The organism is Micromonospora zhanjiangensis (assembly GCF_042650605.1).
In the GTDB taxonomy this organism is placed as follows: Bacteria; Actinomycetota; Actinomycetes; order Mycobacteriales; family Micromonosporaceae; genus Micromonospora_J; species Micromonospora_J zhanjiangensis.
In genome coordinates this window covers 18,608-37,931 of the sequence record NZ_JBHSBN010000015.1, presented here as the reverse complement: position 1 = coordinate 37,931, position 19,324 = coordinate 18,608, and the positions used below count along the sequence as shown (strand labels likewise).

The 19,324-nt window shown below is 74.7% G+C and carries 3 protein-coding genes; all 3 read left to right on the top strand.

All coding sequences use genetic code 11. From position 1 onward, the window contains the following. The first annotated feature begins 14 nt into the window (after positions 1-14). A complete protein-coding gene (locus tag ACFOX0_RS20660) occupies positions 15-12,242 on the top strand; it encodes a non-ribosomal peptide synthetase (RefSeq protein ID WP_377548449.1) in 12,228 nt (4,075 codons plus the stop codon). Between the two features lie 19 nt (positions 12,243-12,261). Next, entirely contained in the window at positions 12,262-17,874 is a 5,613-nt protein-coding gene (locus tag ACFOX0_RS20655; protein ID WP_377548446.1) for an amino acid adenylation domain-containing protein, read from the top strand. A gap of 197 nt (positions 17,875-18,071) precedes the next feature. Next, positions 18,072-19,301: a glycosyltransferase gene (locus ACFOX0_RS20650; protein ID WP_377548443.1), complete on the top strand. Its 1,230-nt coding sequence runs from the start codon at positions 18,072-18,074 to the stop codon at positions 19,299-19,301. The last annotated feature ends 23 nt before the right edge of the window (positions 19,302-19,324 follow it).

Here is a 19,324-nt window from a genome sequence, read left to right as displayed (position 1 = left end):
CGAGGGAGATATCCGTGACCCAGTCGCGCATCGAGGACATCTGGCCGCTGTCGCCGCTGCAGGAGGGCCTGCTCTTCCACACCGTCTACGACGACGAGGGGCCGGACGTCTACGTAGGACATTGGATCCTCGACCTCGACGGGCCGGTGGACCAGGCCCGACTTTGTACGGCGTGGGAGGCGCTGCTGGCCCGGCACGCCTCGCTGCGGGCCTGCTTCCGGCAGCGCAGGACGGGCGAGACGGTGCAGGTCATCGCCGGTCGGGTGGAGCTGCCGTGGCGGGAGGTCGACCTCACCCACCTCGACGATCCCGAGGAGGCCGTACGGGAGCTGGCCGAACAGGACCGGCTGCGGCCGTTCGACGTGGCGCGGGCGCCGCTGCTGCGGTTGACTCTGATCCGCCTCACCGGTGGCGGGCACCGCCTGGTGGTGACCTGCCACCACGCGATCCTGGACGGCTGGTCGTTGCCCATCGTGCTCGACGAGTTGTCGACGCTGTACGCGGCCGGCGGCGCTCCGTCGGACCTGCCGGCGGTGACGCCGTACCGGGAGTACCTGGGGTGGTTGGGCCGGCAGGACAAGGAGCGGGCGCTGGCCGCGTGGGCGGCGGAGCTGCGGGGCGCCGAGGAGCCGACGCTCGTCGCACCCGCCGATCCGGGGCGCGCCCCCGGCACGCCGGAGAGCGTCACGGCCGAGCTGCCGGCGGACCTCACCCGGGCCCTGGACGAGCTGGCCCGTGGCCACGGGTTGACGTTGAACACGGTGGTGCAGGGCGCGTGGGCGTTGCTGCTGGCGCGGCTGGCGGGTCGGACGGACGTGGTGTTCGGCGCGACGGTGTCGGCGCGCCCGGCGGACCTGCCCGGCGTGGAAGGGATGGTCGGCCTCTTCCTCAACACCGTCCCGGTGCGCGTGCGGCTGCGCGGCGCGCAGCCGGTCGTCGAGCTGCTGACCGAGTTGCAGCGGCGGCAGTCGGCGCTCATTCCCGAGCAGTTCGTGGGCCTGGCGGACATCCAGAAGGCGGCCGGGCCCGGCGCGGTCTTCGACACCCTGCTGGTCGTCCAGAACTTCCCGCGGGTGATCGGCGGATCGGGCGCCGCCGGGACCCTCCGGATCCGGGTGCACCAGGGGCAGGAAGCCGCCCACTATCCGCTGACGCTGGTCGCCGTCCCCGGCGAGCCGACCCTGTTCAAGCTCGACTACCTGCCGGAGCTGTTCGACCGGGCGACCGCGCTCGCGGTCGTCGGGCGACTCACCCGGGTGCTGCGGCAGCTGACGGCCGCCGGCGACACCACCGTCGCCGAGATCGACGTGACGAGCGGGGCCGAACGCGACCTGGTGGTACGGGACTGGGGCACGGCATCCGGCGCGCGGCCGGACCGGTCGGCCCTGGACCTGTTCGCCCGTCAGGCGGAACACCACGCCGACCGGACGGCGCTCGTCGACGACGGCGGGACGGTCTCGTACGGGGAGTTGGCGGAGCGCGCCGAACGGCTCGCCGGCTACCTGAGCCGGCGCGGGGTCCGGCGCGGGGACCGGGTGGCCGTACTGATGCGCCGGTCGGCCGACCTGATCGCGACGTTGCTCGCGGTGTGGCGGGCCGGAGCGGCGTTCGTGCCGGTGGACCCCGCCTACCCGGCGGAACGGGTAAAGTTCATGCTGGCCGACGCCGAACCGGCGGCGGCGGTGTGCGAGGAGGCGTTCCGGGCCGCGGTGCTGGACGGCGGGCTCGAACCGGTCGTCCTGGACGACCCCGCGACCCGGGAGGCGGTGGCGCGCTGCCCGCGGCTGTCGGTCGCGACCGGCGCCGACGACCTGGCGTACGTGATGTACACCTCGGGGTCGACGGGGACACCGAAGGGCGTCGCGGTGTCGCACGGCAACGTCGCGGCGCTGGTCGGTGAGCCGGGCTGGGGCACGGGCCCCGACGATGCCGTACTGATGCACGCGTCGCACGCGTTCGACATCTCCCTGTTCGAGATCTGGGTGCCGCTGGTGTCGGGTGCCCGGGTGGTGATCGCCGGGACCGGCGCGGTGGACGGTGCGGCCCTCGCCGCCCAGGTGGCCGGCGGGGTCACGGCCGCCCACCTGACGGCGGGGACGTTCCGGGTGCTGGCCGAGGAGTCGCCGGGGTCCGTCGCCGGCCTGCGCGAGGTGCTGACCGGCGGGGACGAGGTGCCGCTCGCGGCGGTGCAGCGGGTACGGCGGGCCTGCCCGGACGTCCGGGTCCGGCACCTCTACGGCCCCACCGAGGCCACCCTGTGCGCGACCTGGTGGCTGCTCGAACCGGGCGACGGGACGGGGTCGGTGCTGCCGATCGGACGGCCGCTCGCCGGAAGGCGGGTCTACGTCCTCGACGCGTTCCTGCGCCCCCTGCCGCCGGGCGTGACCGGTGAGCTGTACGTCGCCGGAGCGGGGGTGGCCCGGGGCTACCTGGGCCGTCCGGCGCTGACCGCCGAGCGGTTCGTCGCCGATCCGTTCGCCCCGGGCGAGCGGATGTACCGGACCGGCGACCTGGCGTCCTGGACCGACCAGGGCGCGCTGGTGTTCGCCGGCCGGGCCGACGACCAGGTCAAGATCCGCGGTTACCGGGTGGAGCCGGGCGAGATCGAGGCGGTCCTCGGCGACCTGCCGGGGGTCGGCCAGGCCGTGGTGTCCGTACGGGGGGAGCACCTGGTCGGTTACGTGGTCGCCGAGGCGGGGCGGGACGTCGACCCGGCGCGGCTGCGCGAGCGACTCGCCGCGACGATGCCCGAGTTCATGGTTCCGGCCGCGGTGATCGTGCTTCCCGAGCTGCCGCTGACGGTCAACGGCAAGGTGGACCGGGAGGCCCTGCCCGACCCGGACTTCGCCGCGAACTCGACCGGCCGGGCACCGGCCACCGAGGCCGAGCGGATCCTGTGCGGGATCTTCGCCGACGTCCTGGGCCTCGACCGGGTTGGCGTCGACGACAGCTTCTTCGCCCTGGGCGGTGACTCGATCTCCTCGATGCAGGTGGCCGCCCGGGCCCGGCGCGAGGGCATCACGCTGACCCCGCGGCAGGTGTTCGAGCAACGGACCCCGCAGCGGCTGGCGGCGCTGGCCGAGGCGTCCGGGTCGACGCGCCGGGACCGCGGCGCGGCGGACGCCGGCGTCGGCGAGATCCCGTGGACGCCGGTGATGCGGGCCCTCGGCGACGACGCGGTGCGCCCCGGGTTCGCGCAGGCGAGGATCCTCGTCGCTCCGGTCGACCTGCGCCCGGACACGCTGGCCGCCGCCCTGCAGGCGGTCCTGGACACGCACGACGTGCTGCGTGCGCGGGTGACGTCCGATCGGCGGCTAATGGTGCCCGAGCGCGGCGCGGTGGCCGCGGCGGACCTGATCACGCGGGTGCCGGCCGGCACCGGCGACCTCGACGACGTCGCCGCGCGGAGCGCCAAGGAGGCCGAGGCCGGACTGGATCCGTCGGCCGGGGTCATGGTGCGGGTCGGGTGGATCGACCCGCCCGGCGCGGAGCCGGGCCGGTTGGCGCTGGTGGCCCATCACCTGGTGGTCGACGCGGTCTCCTGGGCGATCCTGTTGCCGGACCTGCGCGCGGCGTACGACGACGTGCGCTCCGGCCGGACCCCGACGCTGGAAGCCGCGGCGACGTCGTACCGGCAGTGGGCGCTGCGGCTGACCGAGCAGGCGACGCACGAGAGCACCGTGGCCGAACTCGACCACTGGGTGACGGTGCTGGACGGGGTGGACCCGTCCCTGGGCGAGCACACCGGGCAACCGTCCTCATGGTCCCGTACCCTGTCCGGCGCCGCGGCGGGCAGCCTGGTGGGCCGGCTGCCGGGGGCCTTCCACTGCGGGATCCAGGAGGTCCTGCTCGCCGGACTCGCGGGCGCGGTGGCGCGCGGGCGCGGTGCCGACGCCGGCGTGCTGGTAGACGTGGAGGGACACGGCCGCCACCCGGTCGACGGCGAGGACCTGCTGCGTACGGTCGGCTGGTTCACCAGCGTCCACCCGGTCCGCCTCGACGTCTCCGGCGTCGACCTGGCCGCCGCCGCGGCCGGGAACGCGGCGGCCGGGGAGCTGCTGAAGGCCGTGAAGGAACAGGTACGCGCGGTGCCCGGCGACGGCCTCGGCTACGGGCTGCTGCGCCACCTCAACCCCGACACCGGATCGAGGCTGGCCGGGTTGCCGTCCCCGCAGATCGGATTCAACTACCTGGGCCGGTCCGGCGTCGCCGCCGGGGACACGGCGTGGCAGGTGCGCGACGGGGCGCTCGGCGCCGCGGCCGCCGGCCCGGACGTCGCCCTGGCCCACGTGCTGGAGGCCGCCGCGGACGTGCGGGACACCGACGCCGGTCCCCGGGTGCGGCTCACCCTGGACAGCCGGGACCTCGACCCCGGCGTGGTCGAGCGACTCGGCGAGGCCTGGCTGGAACTGCTGACCGGCCTGGCCACCCACGCCGGTACGCCGAACGCCGGCGGGCACACCCCGTCCGACTTCGACCTGGTCGAGGTGGCCCGGCGGGACGTGGCGGAGCTGGCGGGCGCGGCGCCGGGACTGACCGACATCTGGCCCCTGTCGCCCATGCAGCAGGGCATGCTCTTCGAGCGGGCCCGCGACGGGGACGGGGTGGACGTCTACCAGACCCAGCGGATCTTCGACCTGGACGGACCGCTCGACGCGGACCGGTTGCGGGCGGCCTGGGAAGCGGTGGTCGCCCGGCACGAGTCGCTGCGGACCAGCTTCCACCAGCTGGCGTCCGGTCGGCCGGTGCAGGTGGTCGCCGACGAGGTCGAGCTGCCCTGGCGGATGGTGGACGTGTCGCACCTCGACGAGGCGGACGCGGCCGCGGAGGTCGACCGTCTCGTCGCGGCGGACCAGGCGGAGCGGTTCGACTTCAGCCGGGCGCCGCTGCTGCGGCTGTTGCTGATCCGGCTCGCCGAGGACCGGCACCGGCTCGTGCTGACGCCGCACCACATCGTCCTGGACGGCTGGTCGACCCCGATCGTCGTGGGGGAGATGTCGGCCGAGTACGCGGGCCGACGGAGCGCCTCGCCGGCACCCTCCTACCGGGACTACCTCGGCTGGCTGAACCGCCAGGACAAGGAGGCGGCCCGGGCGGCGTGGCGGTCCGAGTTCGCCGGTTCGGACGAACCGACGGTGCTGGACCCCGACGCGGGCCGAACCATGGTGATGCCGCGGGAGCACTGCGAACTGCTGTCCGAGGAGGCCACCCGGGCCCTCACCGCGTTCGCGCGCGGTCGGGGCCTGACGCTGAGCACGATCGTCCAGGGTGCCTGGGCGCTGGTGCTGGCGCGGTTGGCCGGCCGGACCGACGTGGTGTTCGGGTCGGTGGTGGCGGGACGCCCGGCGGAGGTGCCGGACGTGGAGCGGATGGTGGGGATGTTCATCAACACCGTCCCGGTCCGGGTCCGCCTCGACGGCGGCATGCCGGTGCTGGACCTGCTCGCGGACCTGCAGCGGCGCCAGTCGGCGCTCGCCGAGCACCAGCACATGGGGTTGTCGGAGATCCAGAAGGTGGCGGGACCGGGCGCGACCTTTGACACCATCATGATGGTCGAGAACTACCCGATGGACGCCGTCGAGGTCGGCGACGACGGCGGCGTCACGATCGGCTCGGTGCTCACCCGGACCGGTACCGGTTATCCGCTGACCATGAGCGTCAGTCCCGGCCGGCGGGTGCAGATCCGCGTGTCGTACCGGCCGGGCAGCGTCGACCGGGCGACGGCCGTCGAGGTCGCGCGGCAGGTCGTACGGGTCATGGAACGGGTGGTGGCGGAGCCGGCCACGGTGCTGGGGCGGCTCGGTGTGACCGGCGGGCCGGCGGACGCGTCCGTGCTGGCGGGGCCGGCACCGACCGGTGCCGCGGCCGGTGCGGCGTCGGTGCTGGAACTGTTCCGGCGGCGCTCGCGCGGCACGCCGGACGCGGTGGCCGTCATCGACGCCGGGCGCACCCTGTCCTACGCCGACCTGGACTCCGAATCGGACCGGCTGGCGGGTGACCTGGCCGGGCGGGGTGTCCGGCGCGGCGACCGCGTCGGGGTGGTGCTGGACCGCGGCGCGGACCTGTTCGTCGCCTTCCTCGCCGTGTGGAAGGCCGGCGCCGGGTACGTCCCGGTGAACCTGGCCTACCCGCCGGAACGGATCGAGCGGATGCTGACCGACGCGGGCGTCTCGGTGGCGGTCTGTGTGACGGCGACCAGGGACGCGGTGCCGGCCGGGATCGACCCGGTGGTCATCGACGCACCGGCCGCCGGCCCGGCGCGGCCCGGGGCGCCGGCGCTGACGGTCGCGGCGGACGACGTGGCCTACGTGATGTACACGTCCGGATCGACCGGTGTGCCGAAGGGCGTCGCGGTGCCGCACGCGAGCGTGGCGGCGCTGGCCGGCGACCCGGGCTGGTCCCTCGACCCCGGCGACTGCGTGCTGATGCACGCCTCGCACGCGTTCGACGCGTCGTTGCTGGAGATCTGGGTGCCCCTGGTCAACGGGGCCCGGGTGCTGGTCGCGGAGCCGGGGGCGGTCGACGCGCGGCGGCTGCGGGAGGCGGTCGCCCGCGGCGTGACCACCGCCCACCTGACGGCCGGCAGCTTCCGGGTGCTGGCCGAGGAGTCACCGGAAGCCTTCAGCGGACTGCGCGAGGTGCTGACCGGCGGGGACGCGGTACCCCTCGCCTCCGTCGTACGGCTGCGCGAGGCCTGCCCGCAGGTCCGGGTCCGGCACCTGTACGGCCCCACCGAGACCACCCTCTGCGCCACCTGGCACCTGATCGAGCCGGGCGCCGCGACCGGTGCCGCCCTGCCCATCGGCACGCCCCTGGCCGGCCGCCGGGCGTACGTGCTGGACCCGTTCCTGCAGCCGGTGGCGCCGAACGTGCCCGGCGAGCTCTACCTCGCCGGCGCCGGCCTGGCGCGCGGTTACCTGGCCGCCGGCGCGGCGACCGCCGAGCGGTTCGTCGCCGACCCGTTCGTTCCCGGTGCGCGGATGTACCGCACCGGCGACCTGGCCCGCCGGACCGACGACGGTGAGCTGCTGTTCGCCGGGCGGGCCGACACCCAGGTGAAGATCCGTGGCTACCGGGTCGAACCGGCCGAGATCGAGGTGGCGCTGACCGAGCTTCCCGAGGTGGCGCAGGCGGTCGTCGTGGCGCGGGAGGACCGGCCGGGCGAGAAGCGGTTGGTCGCCTACCTGACCGCGGCCGAGGGCCCGGCCCCGGACCCCGACGCGGTGCGCGAGCGGCTCGCGGCGCGGCTGCCGGAGTTCATGGTGCCGGCCGCGGTGGTGGTGCTGGACGCCTTCCCGTTGACCGTCAACGGGAAGATCGACCGCGGCGCACTGCCCGCGCCCGAAGCCACCGGCCGGCCGGCCGGACGCGAGCCGCGCACCGCGACCGAGCGGGTGCTGTGCGACCTGTTCGCCGAGGTCCTCGGCCTGGACCGGGTCGGTGCCGACGACAGCTTCCTCGAACTGGGTGGTGACTCGATCCTGTCGATGCAGCTCGCCGGCCGGGCGCGCCGGGAGAACATCGTCTTCGGCGCGGAGGACGTCTTCGAGCAGAGGACGCCGGCCGGTATCGCGGCGATCGCCGAGCACGGCGGCGGGACCCGGACCGACCCGGGCGACGGCGTCGGCGAGGTCCCCTGGACGCCGGTGATGCGCGCGCTGCTCGACCGCGATCCGGGCGCGCTCACCCGCGGTACGTCGGCGCAGTGGACGACGGTGGGCGCGCCCGACGACCTGTCCACGGACGTGCTGGCGGCCGGGTTGGCCGCGCTGCTCGACGCGCACGACATGCTGCGCGGCCGGGTCGTCGCGACCGGGGGACAGGAGCTGCGGCTGGTGGTGGCCGACCGGGGCGCGGTGGACGCGGCGGGGCTGGTCGAGCGGGTCGAGGCCGGCGCCGAGGACCTGGACGACCTCGCGGAACGCGCCGCCGAGGCGGCGGCCGGGCGACTGGATCCCACCGCCGGTGTGCTGGTCCGCGCGGTGTGGGTGGACGCGGGACCGGGACGCGTCGGACGGCTCGTGCTGCTGGCCCACCACCTCGTGGTGGACGCGGTGTCCTGGCGGATCCTGCTGCCGGACCTGCGGGCGGCCTGCGAGGCCGTCGCCGCGGGCCGGGCACCGACGCTCGACCCGGTGGACGTCTCGTTCCGGCGCTGGGCGCGGACGCTTGTCGAGCAGGCGGCGACCCGGACCGGGGAGCTGGCGACCTGGACCGGGATCCTCGACGGGCAGGAGCCCCGGCTCGGCGAGCTGGACCTCGCCCGGGACACCATGTCGACGGCGGGCCGCCGGTCGTGGGTGGTGCCGCGGGGACAGGCGCGGGTGCTCGTGGAGCGGGCCACCTCGGCCTTCCACTGCGGGGTGCACGAGGTGCTGCTGGCCACCCTGGCCGGCGCGGTGGCGCGCTGGCGCGGCGGTACGGCCGTCGTGGTCGACGTCGAGGGCCACGGCCGTCAGCCGATCGGCGAGCTGGACCTGTCCCGGACGGTCGGCTGGTTCACCGACGTGCATCCGCTCCGGCTGGACGTGACCGGGATCGACACGACCGAGGCGATCGCCGGTGGCGACGCGGCCGGCCTGCTGCTGAAGACCGTCAAGGAGAGCGTCCGCACGGTGCCCGACGGCGGGCTCGGTTACGGGATCCTGCGCCACCTCGACGCCGGTACGGGACGGGTCCTGGCGGCGCTGCCGGAGCCAGAGATCGGGTTCAACTACCTGGGCCGCTTCTCCGCGCGGCCCGACGGTCGTCCGGAGCCCTGGCAACCGGTGGGAACCATCGGTGGCGCGGCGGGGCAGGACATGCCGCTGCGACACGTCCTGGAGATCGACGTGGTGGTGCTCGACGCCGTGGACGGGCCCGAGCTGCGGCTGACCCTGACCTGGGCCGGGCGGATCGTCGGCGACGCCGAGGCGCGGTCGCTCGGCGACACCTGGCTCGGCATGCTGGCCGGCCTGGCCGCACACGCCGGCCACGACGGCGCCGGGGGGCACACGCCGTCCGACTTCCCGCTCGCCACGCTGACCCAGCGGGACGTGACGGAGATCGAGGACGCCGTACCCGGTCTGCTCGACATCTGGCCGCTCTCGCCGCTGCAGGAGGGCCTGCTGTTCCACGCCGCCGACGAACGCGGTCCGGACGTCTACGCCGGGATGCGTACCCTCGCCGTGGAGGGTCCGCTGGACGTGGCCCGGTTCCGCGCGTCGTGGCAGGCCGTCGTCGACCGGCACGCCGCCCTGCGGGCGAGCTTCCACCAGCTCGCCTCCGGCGCGGCCGTGCAGGCGGTGGCCGGCGAGGTGACGATTCCGTGGCAGGAGACCGACCTGTCCCACCTGCCGGAGGACGAGGCGCTGGCGGAACTCGACCGGCTCACCGCGGAACTGCACGCCGAACGGTTCGACCTGACCCGGGCACCGCTGCTGCGCCTGCACCTGATGCGGCTGGGTGAACGCCGGTACCGGTTGGCCCTCGCGTCGCACCACATCTCGTGCGACGGATGGTCGCTGCCGATCCTGACCACCGACGTGCTGGCGGCGTACGAGTCCGGCGGTGCCGGTGCGGCCCGGCCGGCACCGACGTCGTACCGCGACTACCTCGCCTGGCTCGCCCGGCAGGACAAGGAGGCCGCCCGGGAGGCGTGGCGGGCCGAGCTGGCCGGGATCGACGAGGCGACCCACGTCGTGCCGCCGGAGACGATCAGCACGCCGATCAAGCCCGAGCGGGTGCGGTTCCACCTCGACGACGAGCTGAGCCGGCGCCTGGCGGAACTCACCCGCGGCCACGGCGTGACGATGAACACGCTCTTCCAGGGGCTCTGGGCGCTGCTGCTGGCCCGGCTGACCGGGCGCGGCGACGTGGTCTTCGGCGCCGCGGTGGCCGGGCGTCCGCCGGAGATTCCCGGCGTCGAGGCCGTGGTCGGCCTGTTCATGAACACACTGCCGGTACGGGCCCGGCTGGACGGCGCCGAACCGTTCGTCGAGATGCTGACCGACCTGCAGGGCCGGCAGATCGCGATGATGGCGCACCAGCACATCGGGCTGAGCGAGATCACCCAGTTCGCCGGGCCCGGCGCGGCCTTCGACACGATCGTGGTGTTCGAGAACTACCCGCACCCGCCGCTGCCGTCGGACAGCCCCGACGCGGTCGTCCTGCGGCCGGCGGAGATACCGGAGGACAGCGGGCACTACCCGGTGTCCCTGCGCGCGTCCGAGGGCGGCGGCGTGCACGGCGAGTTCATCTACCGGCCGGACGTCGTCGACCGGACCGAGGCCGAGCGGCTGCTCGCGGGGGTCGTCCGGGCGCTGCGGCAGGTGGCGGCGCAACCGTGGACCCCGGTGGGGCGGGTCGGCCTGATCGGCGCCGCGGAACGCGAGCTGGTGGTACGGGAATGGAACCGGACCGGGGCGCCGCTCGCCGCCGAGCCGTTGCCGGTGCTGTTCCGCCGGCAGGTGGAACGGTCACGGGACGCGGAGGCGGTGCGGGACGCCGCGCGGAGCCTGTCCTACGGCGAGCTGTCGGACGAGGCCGACGGGCTGGCGCGGCTGCTGGTGGCGTCCGGCGTACGGCGGGAGACCCGGGTGGCCGTGCTGGTGGAACGGTCGGTGGAGCTGGTGGTGGCCCTGCTCGGGGTGTCGCTGGCCGGCGGGGTGTTCGTCCCGGTCGATCCGGACTACCCCCGGGAGCGGATCACCCTGATGCTCGCGGACTCGGCACCGGAGGTGCTGGTGTGCACGGCGGACACCCGACCGGTCGTGCCGGCGGAGTTCGCGGGCGCGGTGGTGGTGCTGGACGAGCGGTCCGCCGCCGACCCGGGGACGGCGCTGCCACGGGTGGCGGCGGGTGACGGCGCGTACGTGATCTACACGTCGGGGTCGACCGGGGTGCCCAAGGGGGTGCTGGCCACCCACGCCGGGCTCGGCAACCTGGCCGGCGCCCAGATCGAGCGCTTCGCGGTGACCTCGTCCGCGCGGATCCTGCAGTTCGCCTCCCTCGGCTTCGACGCCGCCGTCTCCGAGCTCTGCACGGCCCTGCTGTCCGGCGGCACGATCGTCCTCGCCGACCCGGCGAGCATGCCGCCGCGGGTGTCGCTGGGCGACGCGCTGCGCCGGTGGGAGATCACCCACGTCACCGTTCCGCCGAGCGTGCTGGCCGTCGAGGACGACCTGCCGGACGGACTGGAGACGCTGGTCGTGGCCGGCGAGGCGTGCCCGCCCGTACTGGTGGACCGCTGGTCGCGGGGCCGTCGCATGATCAACGCGTACGGGCCCACCGAGACGACGGTGTGCGCGACGATGAGCGACCCGCTGTCCGCCGGACGGGACGTGGTGCCCATCGGTGGCCCGATCGCCAACATGCGGTCCTACCTGCTCGACGCGTTCCTGCAGCCGGTGCCGCCGGGGATGACCGGCGAGCTGTACGTCACCGGCGCCGGCCTGGCCCGCGGCTACCTCGGCCGGCCGGGCCTGACGGCGGAACGGTTCGTCGCCGACCCGTTCACCCCGGGCGGTCGGATGTACCGCACCGGCGACCGGGCCCGCTGGACCTCCGGCGGGGAGCTGGTCTTCGTCGGCCGGGTCGACGCCCAGGTGAAGGTGCGCGGGTACCGGGTCGAGCCGGGTGAGATCGAGGCCGTGCTGACGGCCCACCCGGGAGTCGCCCAGGTGGCGGTCGTCGCCCGCGAGGACGGACCGGGCGAGAAGCAACTGGTGGCGTACGTCGTCCCGGCGGCCGCGCCGGCGGCCGACGCCGACGCGCTGGTCGCCAAACTCCGCGAGGCGGCGGCCGACCGGCTGCCGGAGCACATGGTGCCGGCGGCGTTCGTGCCGCTGGAGACGATGCCGGTCACCCCCAACGGCAAGGTCGACCACCGGGCGCTGCGGGCCCCCGACTTCGGCCGGCGCTCGTCCGGGGCGGACCCGCGTACGGCAATGGAGGCCCGGCTGTGCGACCTGTTCGCGGAGGTGCTCGGCCTGGACCGGGTCGGCGTCAACGACAGCTTCTTCGAACTCGGCGGCGACTCGATCAGCTCGATGCAGCTGTCCACCCGGGCCCGCCGGGAGGGGCTGGCACTGACCCCGTGGCAGGTGTTCGACGAGAAGACGCCGGAACGGCTGGCGGCCCTGGTCAAGGAACTCCCGGCCGAGGACGGACAGGACGCGGCGCAGGAGTCCCCGACGGGCATGCTCGTGGCCCTTTCGCCTGAACAGATGGACCAACTCGAGGCCGGACCGGCCGGCGAATGACTCTCCGAAGGAGCAGATCGTGACCGTTGAGGACACCCGTACGAAGCCGCGCTCCGGCGTGGAGGACGTCTGGCCCCTTTCGCCGCTGCAGGAGGGCATGCTCTACCACACCGCGCTCGACCCGGACGGGCCGGACACCTACACCGTGCAGTCCGTCTACGGCATCGACGGCCCGCTGGACGCCGAGCTGCTGCGGGCGTCCTGGCAGGCGCTCGTGGATCGGCACGCCGCGCTGCGGGCCTGTTTCCGGTACGTCAGCGGCGCGCAGATGGTGCAGGTCATCCAGCGGAACGTCGAACTGCCCTGGCGCGAGACGGACCTGTCCGGGCTGCCGGACGACGTCGCCGCCGCGGAGGTGAGCCGGCTGGCGGCGGACGAGATGGCCGAGCGGTTCCGCCTGGAGGCGGCGCCGCTGCTGAAACTGCACCTGATCCGGCTCGGCCCGCGCAGCCACCGGCTCGTGCACACCCTGCACCACGTGCTGGTGGACGGCTGGTCCATGCCGATCCTGCACCGCGAACTCGCCGCGATCTACGCGGCGGGTGGGGACGCGTCCGGGCTGCCCGCCCCGGTGTCGTACCGGGACTACCTGGCCTGGCTGGGTCGGCAGGACAAGGAGGCGGGCCGGGCGGCCTGGCGGGAGGCGCTCGCCGGGCTGGACAGCCCCACCACGGTCGCCCCGGCCGATCCGACCCGCGTGCCGGACATCGACACCGTGCTGACCGAGCTGTCCCCGGAGCTGACGGACGACCTGGCCCGGCTGGCGCGCGGTCACGACCTGACGATGAACACGGTCGTGCAGGGCGCGTGGGCCGTCGTGCTGGCGCAACTGGCCGGCCGTACCGATGTGGTGTTCGGCGCGACCTCCTCCGGCCGGCCGGCCGAGCTGGCCGGGGTGGAGTCGATGGTCGGCATGCTGCTCAACACCCTGCCGGTGCGGGTCCGGCTGGACGGCGGGCAGCGCGTCGTCGACCTGCTCGCCGACCTGCAGCGGAGCCAGTCCGCGCTCGGCGCTTACCAGCACCTCGGCCTGCAGGAGGTGCAGGCCGTCGTCGGGCCCGGGGCGGTCTTCGACACGCTCGTCATCTACGAGAACTTCCCCCGTACCGGACTCGGCGGGTCGGCGGACGACGGCCTGACCATGCGTCCGGTGCAGCAGGGTCGGGACGCCTCGCACTACCCGTTCACCCTGGTCACCGGGCCGGGTGAGCGGATGCCGGTCATCCTCAACTACGAGCGGGGCCTGTTCGACCGGGCGGCCGCCGAATCGGTGCTGGGCGCGATCGTGCGGGTGCTGGAGCGGCTGGTCGCCGAGCCCGGCGTCCTGGTCGGCCGGCTGACCCTGCTGGGCGAGGCCGAGCGCGCCGTCGTGGTGGACGACTGGAACGCCACCGCCGGCCCGGTGCCCGGGCGGTCCGTGGTCGAGATGTTCGCCCGGCGGGTGGCCGCCGCGCCGGACCCGGTGGCGATCACCTCCGCCGACGGCACGGACCGCAGCTACGCCGAGGTCGACCGGGCGTCCGACCGGCTGGCGGCCCACCTCGTCGAGCGTGGCGTCCGGCGCGGCGACCGCGTCGGGGTGGCGATGGAGAGGTCGGCCGAGCTGCCGGTCGTGTTCCTGGCGATCTGGAAGGCGGGCGCCGCGTACGTCCCGGTGGACGTCGCGTACCCGGCCGAGCGGATCGCGTTCATCTTCGCCGACGCCGACGTCTCGACCGTCGTCTGCACCGAGGCCACCCGCGCGGTCGTGCCGCAGGACGCGCCGGGACGGGTCACCGTCGTCCTCGACGCGCCGGGAACCCGTTCGGCCGTGGCCGATACCGCCGCGCCGGCACCCCGGATCCGGCTCGGCGCCGACGACCTGGCGTACGTGATGTACACCTCCGGGTCCACCGGCGTTCCGAAGGGTGTGGCGATCCCGCACGGGGCGGTGGCCGGCCTGGCCGGCGACGCGGGCTGGCAGCTCGGCCCCGACGACGCCGTGCTGATGCACGCGACGCACGTCTTCGACCCCTCGCTGTACGAGATGTGGGTGCCGCTCACCACGGGCGGCCGGGTCCTGGTCGCCGAGCCGGGGGTGGTGGACGCGGGCGGGATACGGCAGGCCGTCGAACGGGGCGCCACCGCCGTGCACCTCACCGCCGGCACCTTCCGCGCGCTGGCGGAGTCGTCACCGGACTGCTTCGCCGGCCTGCGGGAGGTCGGGACCGGCGGCGACGTGGTGCCCGCGCACACCGTGGCGAACCTGCGCCGGGCCCAGCCCGACCTGCGGGTGCGGAACACGTACGGGCCGACCGAGACCACCCTGTGCGCGACGTGGAAACCGATCGAGCCCGGTGCCGAACTCGGGCCGGAGCTGCCGATCGGCCGTCCCATGACCAACCGCAGGATCTACCTCCTCGACGCCTTCCTGCGGCCGGTCCCGCCGGGGGTGGCCGGCGAGCTGTACATCGCCGGTACCGGGCTGGCCCGCGGTTACCAGTCCCGGCCGGACCTGACCGCCGAGCGGTTCGTGGCGTGCCCCTTCCTCCCCGGCGAACGCATGTACCGGACGGGGGACCTGGCGCGCTGGAACCGCGAGGGCGAGGTGGTCTTCCTCGGCCGCGCCGACGACCAGGTGAAGATCCGCGGCTTCCGGGTGGAGCTGGCCGAGGTGGAGGCCGCGTTGGCCGCCCAGCCGGGGGTGCGCGAGGCGGTCGTCGTGGCGCGCGAGGACCAACCGGGCGAACGGCGCCTGGTGGGCTACGTCGTCTCCGACGCCGGTGAGCTGGACACCGAGGAGATCCGGCGGCGACTGGGCCTGGTCCTGCCGGCGTACATGGTGCCCACCGCGGTCGTCGGCCTGATGAGCCTGCCCGTCACCGCCAACAGCAAGGTGGACCGCCGGGCCCTGCCCGCCCCGGATCTCGCCGGCCACGCGTCGGCCAAGGCCCCGGAGAGCGAGACCGAGAAGGTGCTCTGCGCGCTCTACGGCGAGATCCTCGGCCTCGACCGGGTGGGCGTCGACGACGCCTTCCACGACCTGGGCGGCAGCTCGGCGCTGGCCATGCGGCTCATCGCGCGGATCCGGGAGGAACTCGGTGCGGACCTGCCCATCCGGCAGCTGTTCTCCTCGCCCACTCCGGCGGGCGTGGCCCGGGCGCTGGCCGCGAAGTCACGCCCCGCGCTGGAGGCCGTCACCCGGCCCGAACGGGTGCCGCTGACCGCCCGCCAGCTGCGCGCCTGGTTGCTGGCCCGACCCGCGGAGGAGACCGCCGGCCTGCACGTCTCGGCCGCGGTGCGGCTGCGCGGCCGGCTGGACGTGACCGCCCTGGCGGCGGCGCTCGGTGACGTCGCGACCCGGCACGAGATCCTCCGGACGACCTTCCCCGGCGACGCGCAGAGCGTCCGGCAGCACATCCACGACACCGCGACCGTCCGGTTGACTCCGGCGCCGGTCACCGAGGAGGAACTGCCCGGGCTGCTCGCCGAGCGGCGTGAGCGGCTCTTCGACCTCACCCGGGAGCTGCCCTGGCGGTGCGACCTGTTCGCGCTGTCGGAGAAGGAGCACGTGTTGTCGGTGACGGTGCACCGGATCGCCGCCGACGACGACTCGATGGACGTGTTCTTCCGGGACCTCGCGGCCGCGTACGGTGCCCGGCGAGCCGGCCGGGCCCCGGAGCGCGCGCCCCTGGTCCTGCAGTTCGCCGACTACGCGATCTGGGAGCGGCGGCTGCTGGCGGGCGAACGCGAGCAGGACAGCCTGATCAGCGACGAGCTGAACTTCTGGCGGAACCACCTGGCCGGCATCGACGCCGAGACGGTGCTCCCGTTCGACCGGCCCCGGCCGGCCATCCCGTCGCGCCGGGCCGGCACGGTCGCGCTGCGGCTGGACGCCGACTCGCACGCCCGGTTGACGAAGGCGGTCGAGTCGGCCGGCGTCGACACGCTTCAGCTGGTGCAGGCCGCCCTCGCCATGCTGCTGTGCCGCTACGGAGCGGGCCAGGACCTGGTGATCGGCACGACGCTGCCCCGGGACGAGGATCTGATCGATCTGGAGCCGATGATCGGGCCGTTCGCCCGGCCCTTCCCGATCCGGACGGACCTCTCGGCCGACCCGACCTTCCTGGAGGTCGTCGCCCGGGTGCAGGAGGCGGTCCGCGAGGCGCGCCAACACCTGGACGTGCCCTTCGACAGGATTCCCGATCTGCTGGACCTGCCGGGCTCGCTCTCCCGCCACCCGGTGTTCCAGGTCGGACTGGAGGTGGCGGAGGAGGACAGCGGCGCGTGGGACGCCGCGGAACTGCCCGCCCTGCGCACCGTCGCCGAACCCACCGGGGTCGGGGCCATCGAGCTGGATCTCGCGTTCGCGCTCGTCGAGCGCCGCGACGACGAGGACGACGAGGCCGGCATCGAGGGCGCCCTGCACTACGCGGCCGACCTGTTCGACGAGGACACGGCGCGGTCGCTGGCCCACCGGCTGGTCCGGGTCCTGGAACAGGTGGCGGCCGATCCCAGTCGGCGGATCGGCGACCTGGACCTCTTCCTCGACGACGCCGAGCGGGACGCTCCGGCCGTCGCGCCGGCCCGCTGGTCCGGGGCAGTTCCCGCGGTGGTCGCGGACCTGGCCGAGGACGGGCCGCTCGGCGCGCTCCTGCTCGACGACCGGCGGCGGCCGGTCGTTCCGGGGGCCGTCGGCGAGCTCTACCTCACCGGTCCGGCGGTGGACGCGGGCGCGGCCGACCGGCCGAGCGAGCCCTGCCCGTACGGGACCGAGGGGCACCGGATGGTGCGCACGGGCCTGCTCGCCCGCAAGACCTCCGCCCGGACGCTTGTCGTCGTGGGCGAACGCCGGGGACCGAGCGCCTCGGCGAAGACGGGTGACTACGAGGTCCTGCTGCCGCTGCGCGCCGGCGGCGACCGGCCGGCACTGTTCTGTGTCCACGCGAGCGGGGGCCTGAGCTGGAACTACCGGCCGCTGCTGCGGCACCTGCCGCCGAACCAACCGGTCTACGGCGTGCAGGCGCGCGGCCTGGCCCGGACCGAGACGCTGCCCGGCAGCGTCGAGGAGATGGCGGCCGACTACGTCGAGCAGATCCGGACCGTGCAGCCGACCGGGCCGTACCACCTGCTCGGCTGGTCCCTCGGTGGCCGGATCGCGCAGGCGATGGCCGTCCTGCTGGAGTCGGCGGGGGAGGAGGTCGGCCTGCTCGCCCTGCTGGACGCCTATCCCGTCTACATGGGCAAGAACGCGACCGGTACGCCGAGCGAACGGGCCGTACGCGACGAGGAGGCCCTCGAACAGCGCAAACGGCAGGAGCTCGACCTCGCCGGTCAGATGGTCGAGGGCGCCGGCGCCCGGTCCCGGCTGGAGGCGGTCATGCGTAACCTCTGGCAGGTCGGTCCGGCCCACACCGCCAAGCCCTTCACCAGCGACGTCCTGCTCTTCGTGGCCTCGGTGGACCGTCCCGCGCACCTGCCCGCCCCGGTGGCGATCGCCAGCTGGCGGGACTACACCAGCGGGACCATCGAGCCGCACGAGATCCCGACCAACCACTACGAGATGGTGCAGCCCGCCGCGTTGGCCCAGATCGGGGCCGTACTCGCCGAGAAGCTCCGGTCCCGGGCGGAGCGGCCGGGGACGCGGCGGTGACCGACCGCTGAGCGGACCCGGTCGAGTCGTCGTACCCGCGGGAAGCCCGGGGCCGGAGGGCCCCGGGCTTCCCGCGCGCGGCCGGGTCCGGGGCGGGTGACCAAGTGTCCGGGATGCTCACTTGGACCCGCTCGTGGACATCGGGCCCGTTCCGCATGATTGAGCTCGCTGAATGCGACGGGATGGGGGACGCGGGAATGAACCTTCTTCAACCTGAACCGCGCGGCGCGCCCGAGCCGCCTTCGACCCCGGCCGACGACGGCCCGCAGGGAGAGATTGGCAAGGGCTCGCCGCGGGCGTTGTTGTGGTCGTGCGGTTCACGCGGAGACGTCGAACCCCTGGTGGCGTTGGCGGCGCGATTGCGGGCCCTCGGCGCCCAGGCGCTGATGTGCGCGCCGCGGGACAGCGCCGAACGGCTGGCCGAACTCGACGTGCCGCTGATGCCGATCGAACGGCTGCCGCGCGACCGGGCCAATCCCGCGACGGCGGGGGTGCACACGCAGTTCGACCAGGCCGCGGCCGCCGCCCAGGACTGTGACGTGGTGGTGGCGAGCGGTCTGCTGTCCGGTGCGGCCGCCGTCCGGTCGGTGGCCGAGCGGCTGGGTATCCCGTACTTCTACGTCGTCTGGAGTCCGATCCACCTGCCCACGGCGCTGGACCCGGCGCAGCGGCAGCAGTTCAACGAGGGCGCCGACGGGCTGTTCGGCGGCGTCATCAACGACCGCCGGGCCGCGCTGGGCCTGCCGCCGGTGCGGAACGTCTTCGACTACGCCTTGACCGACCGGCCCTGGATGGCGGCGGATCCGGTTCTGGCCCCGCTGCGGCCGGGCGTCGAGGCCGTGCAGACCGGTGCCTGGATCCTGCCCGACGAACGGCCCCTGCCGGCGGACCTGGCGGCGTTCCTCGCGGCCGGCCCGCCACCGGTGTACGTGGGCTTCGGCAGCTCGGGCGGCGCCGAGGACGCCGCCCGGGTGGCCGTCGAGGCGGCCCGGGCCCAGGGCTGCCGGGTGATCCTCTCCCGGGGCTGGTACGACCTGGCCCTGCCCGACGACGCGACCGACTGTTTCGCCGTCGGCGAGGTGAACCTCCAGGCGCTGTTCGGCCGGGTGGCCGTCGCCGTGCACCACGACGGTACGGGCACGACGCACGTGGCCAGCCAGGCCGGCGCACCCCAGATCCTGGTCCGTCAGATCGTGGGCCAGGTGTACTACTCCGAGCGGCTGGTCGAGCTGGGCGCCGGTGCGGCGGTCGACGGGCCCGCACCGACCTTCGACGCCCTGTCGGCCGCTCTCCGGACGGCCCTGGCGCCGCGGACCCGGGAGCGGGCGGCGGCCGTGGCCGGCCGGATGCGTACCGACGGCGCGGCGGTGGCCGCGCGGATGCTGCTCGACGCGGTCAGCCGGGAGAAGCCGCCGGTCTCCGTGTGACCACCCGGGTCGGCGACCCGGAA

What these genes read in the sequence shown, in the direction of transcription:
- ACFOX0_RS20650 (WP_377548443.1), top strand. Translation starts at nt 18,072, where the DNA reads ATGAACCTTCTTCAACCTGAACCGCGCGGCGCGCCCGAGCCGCCTTCG.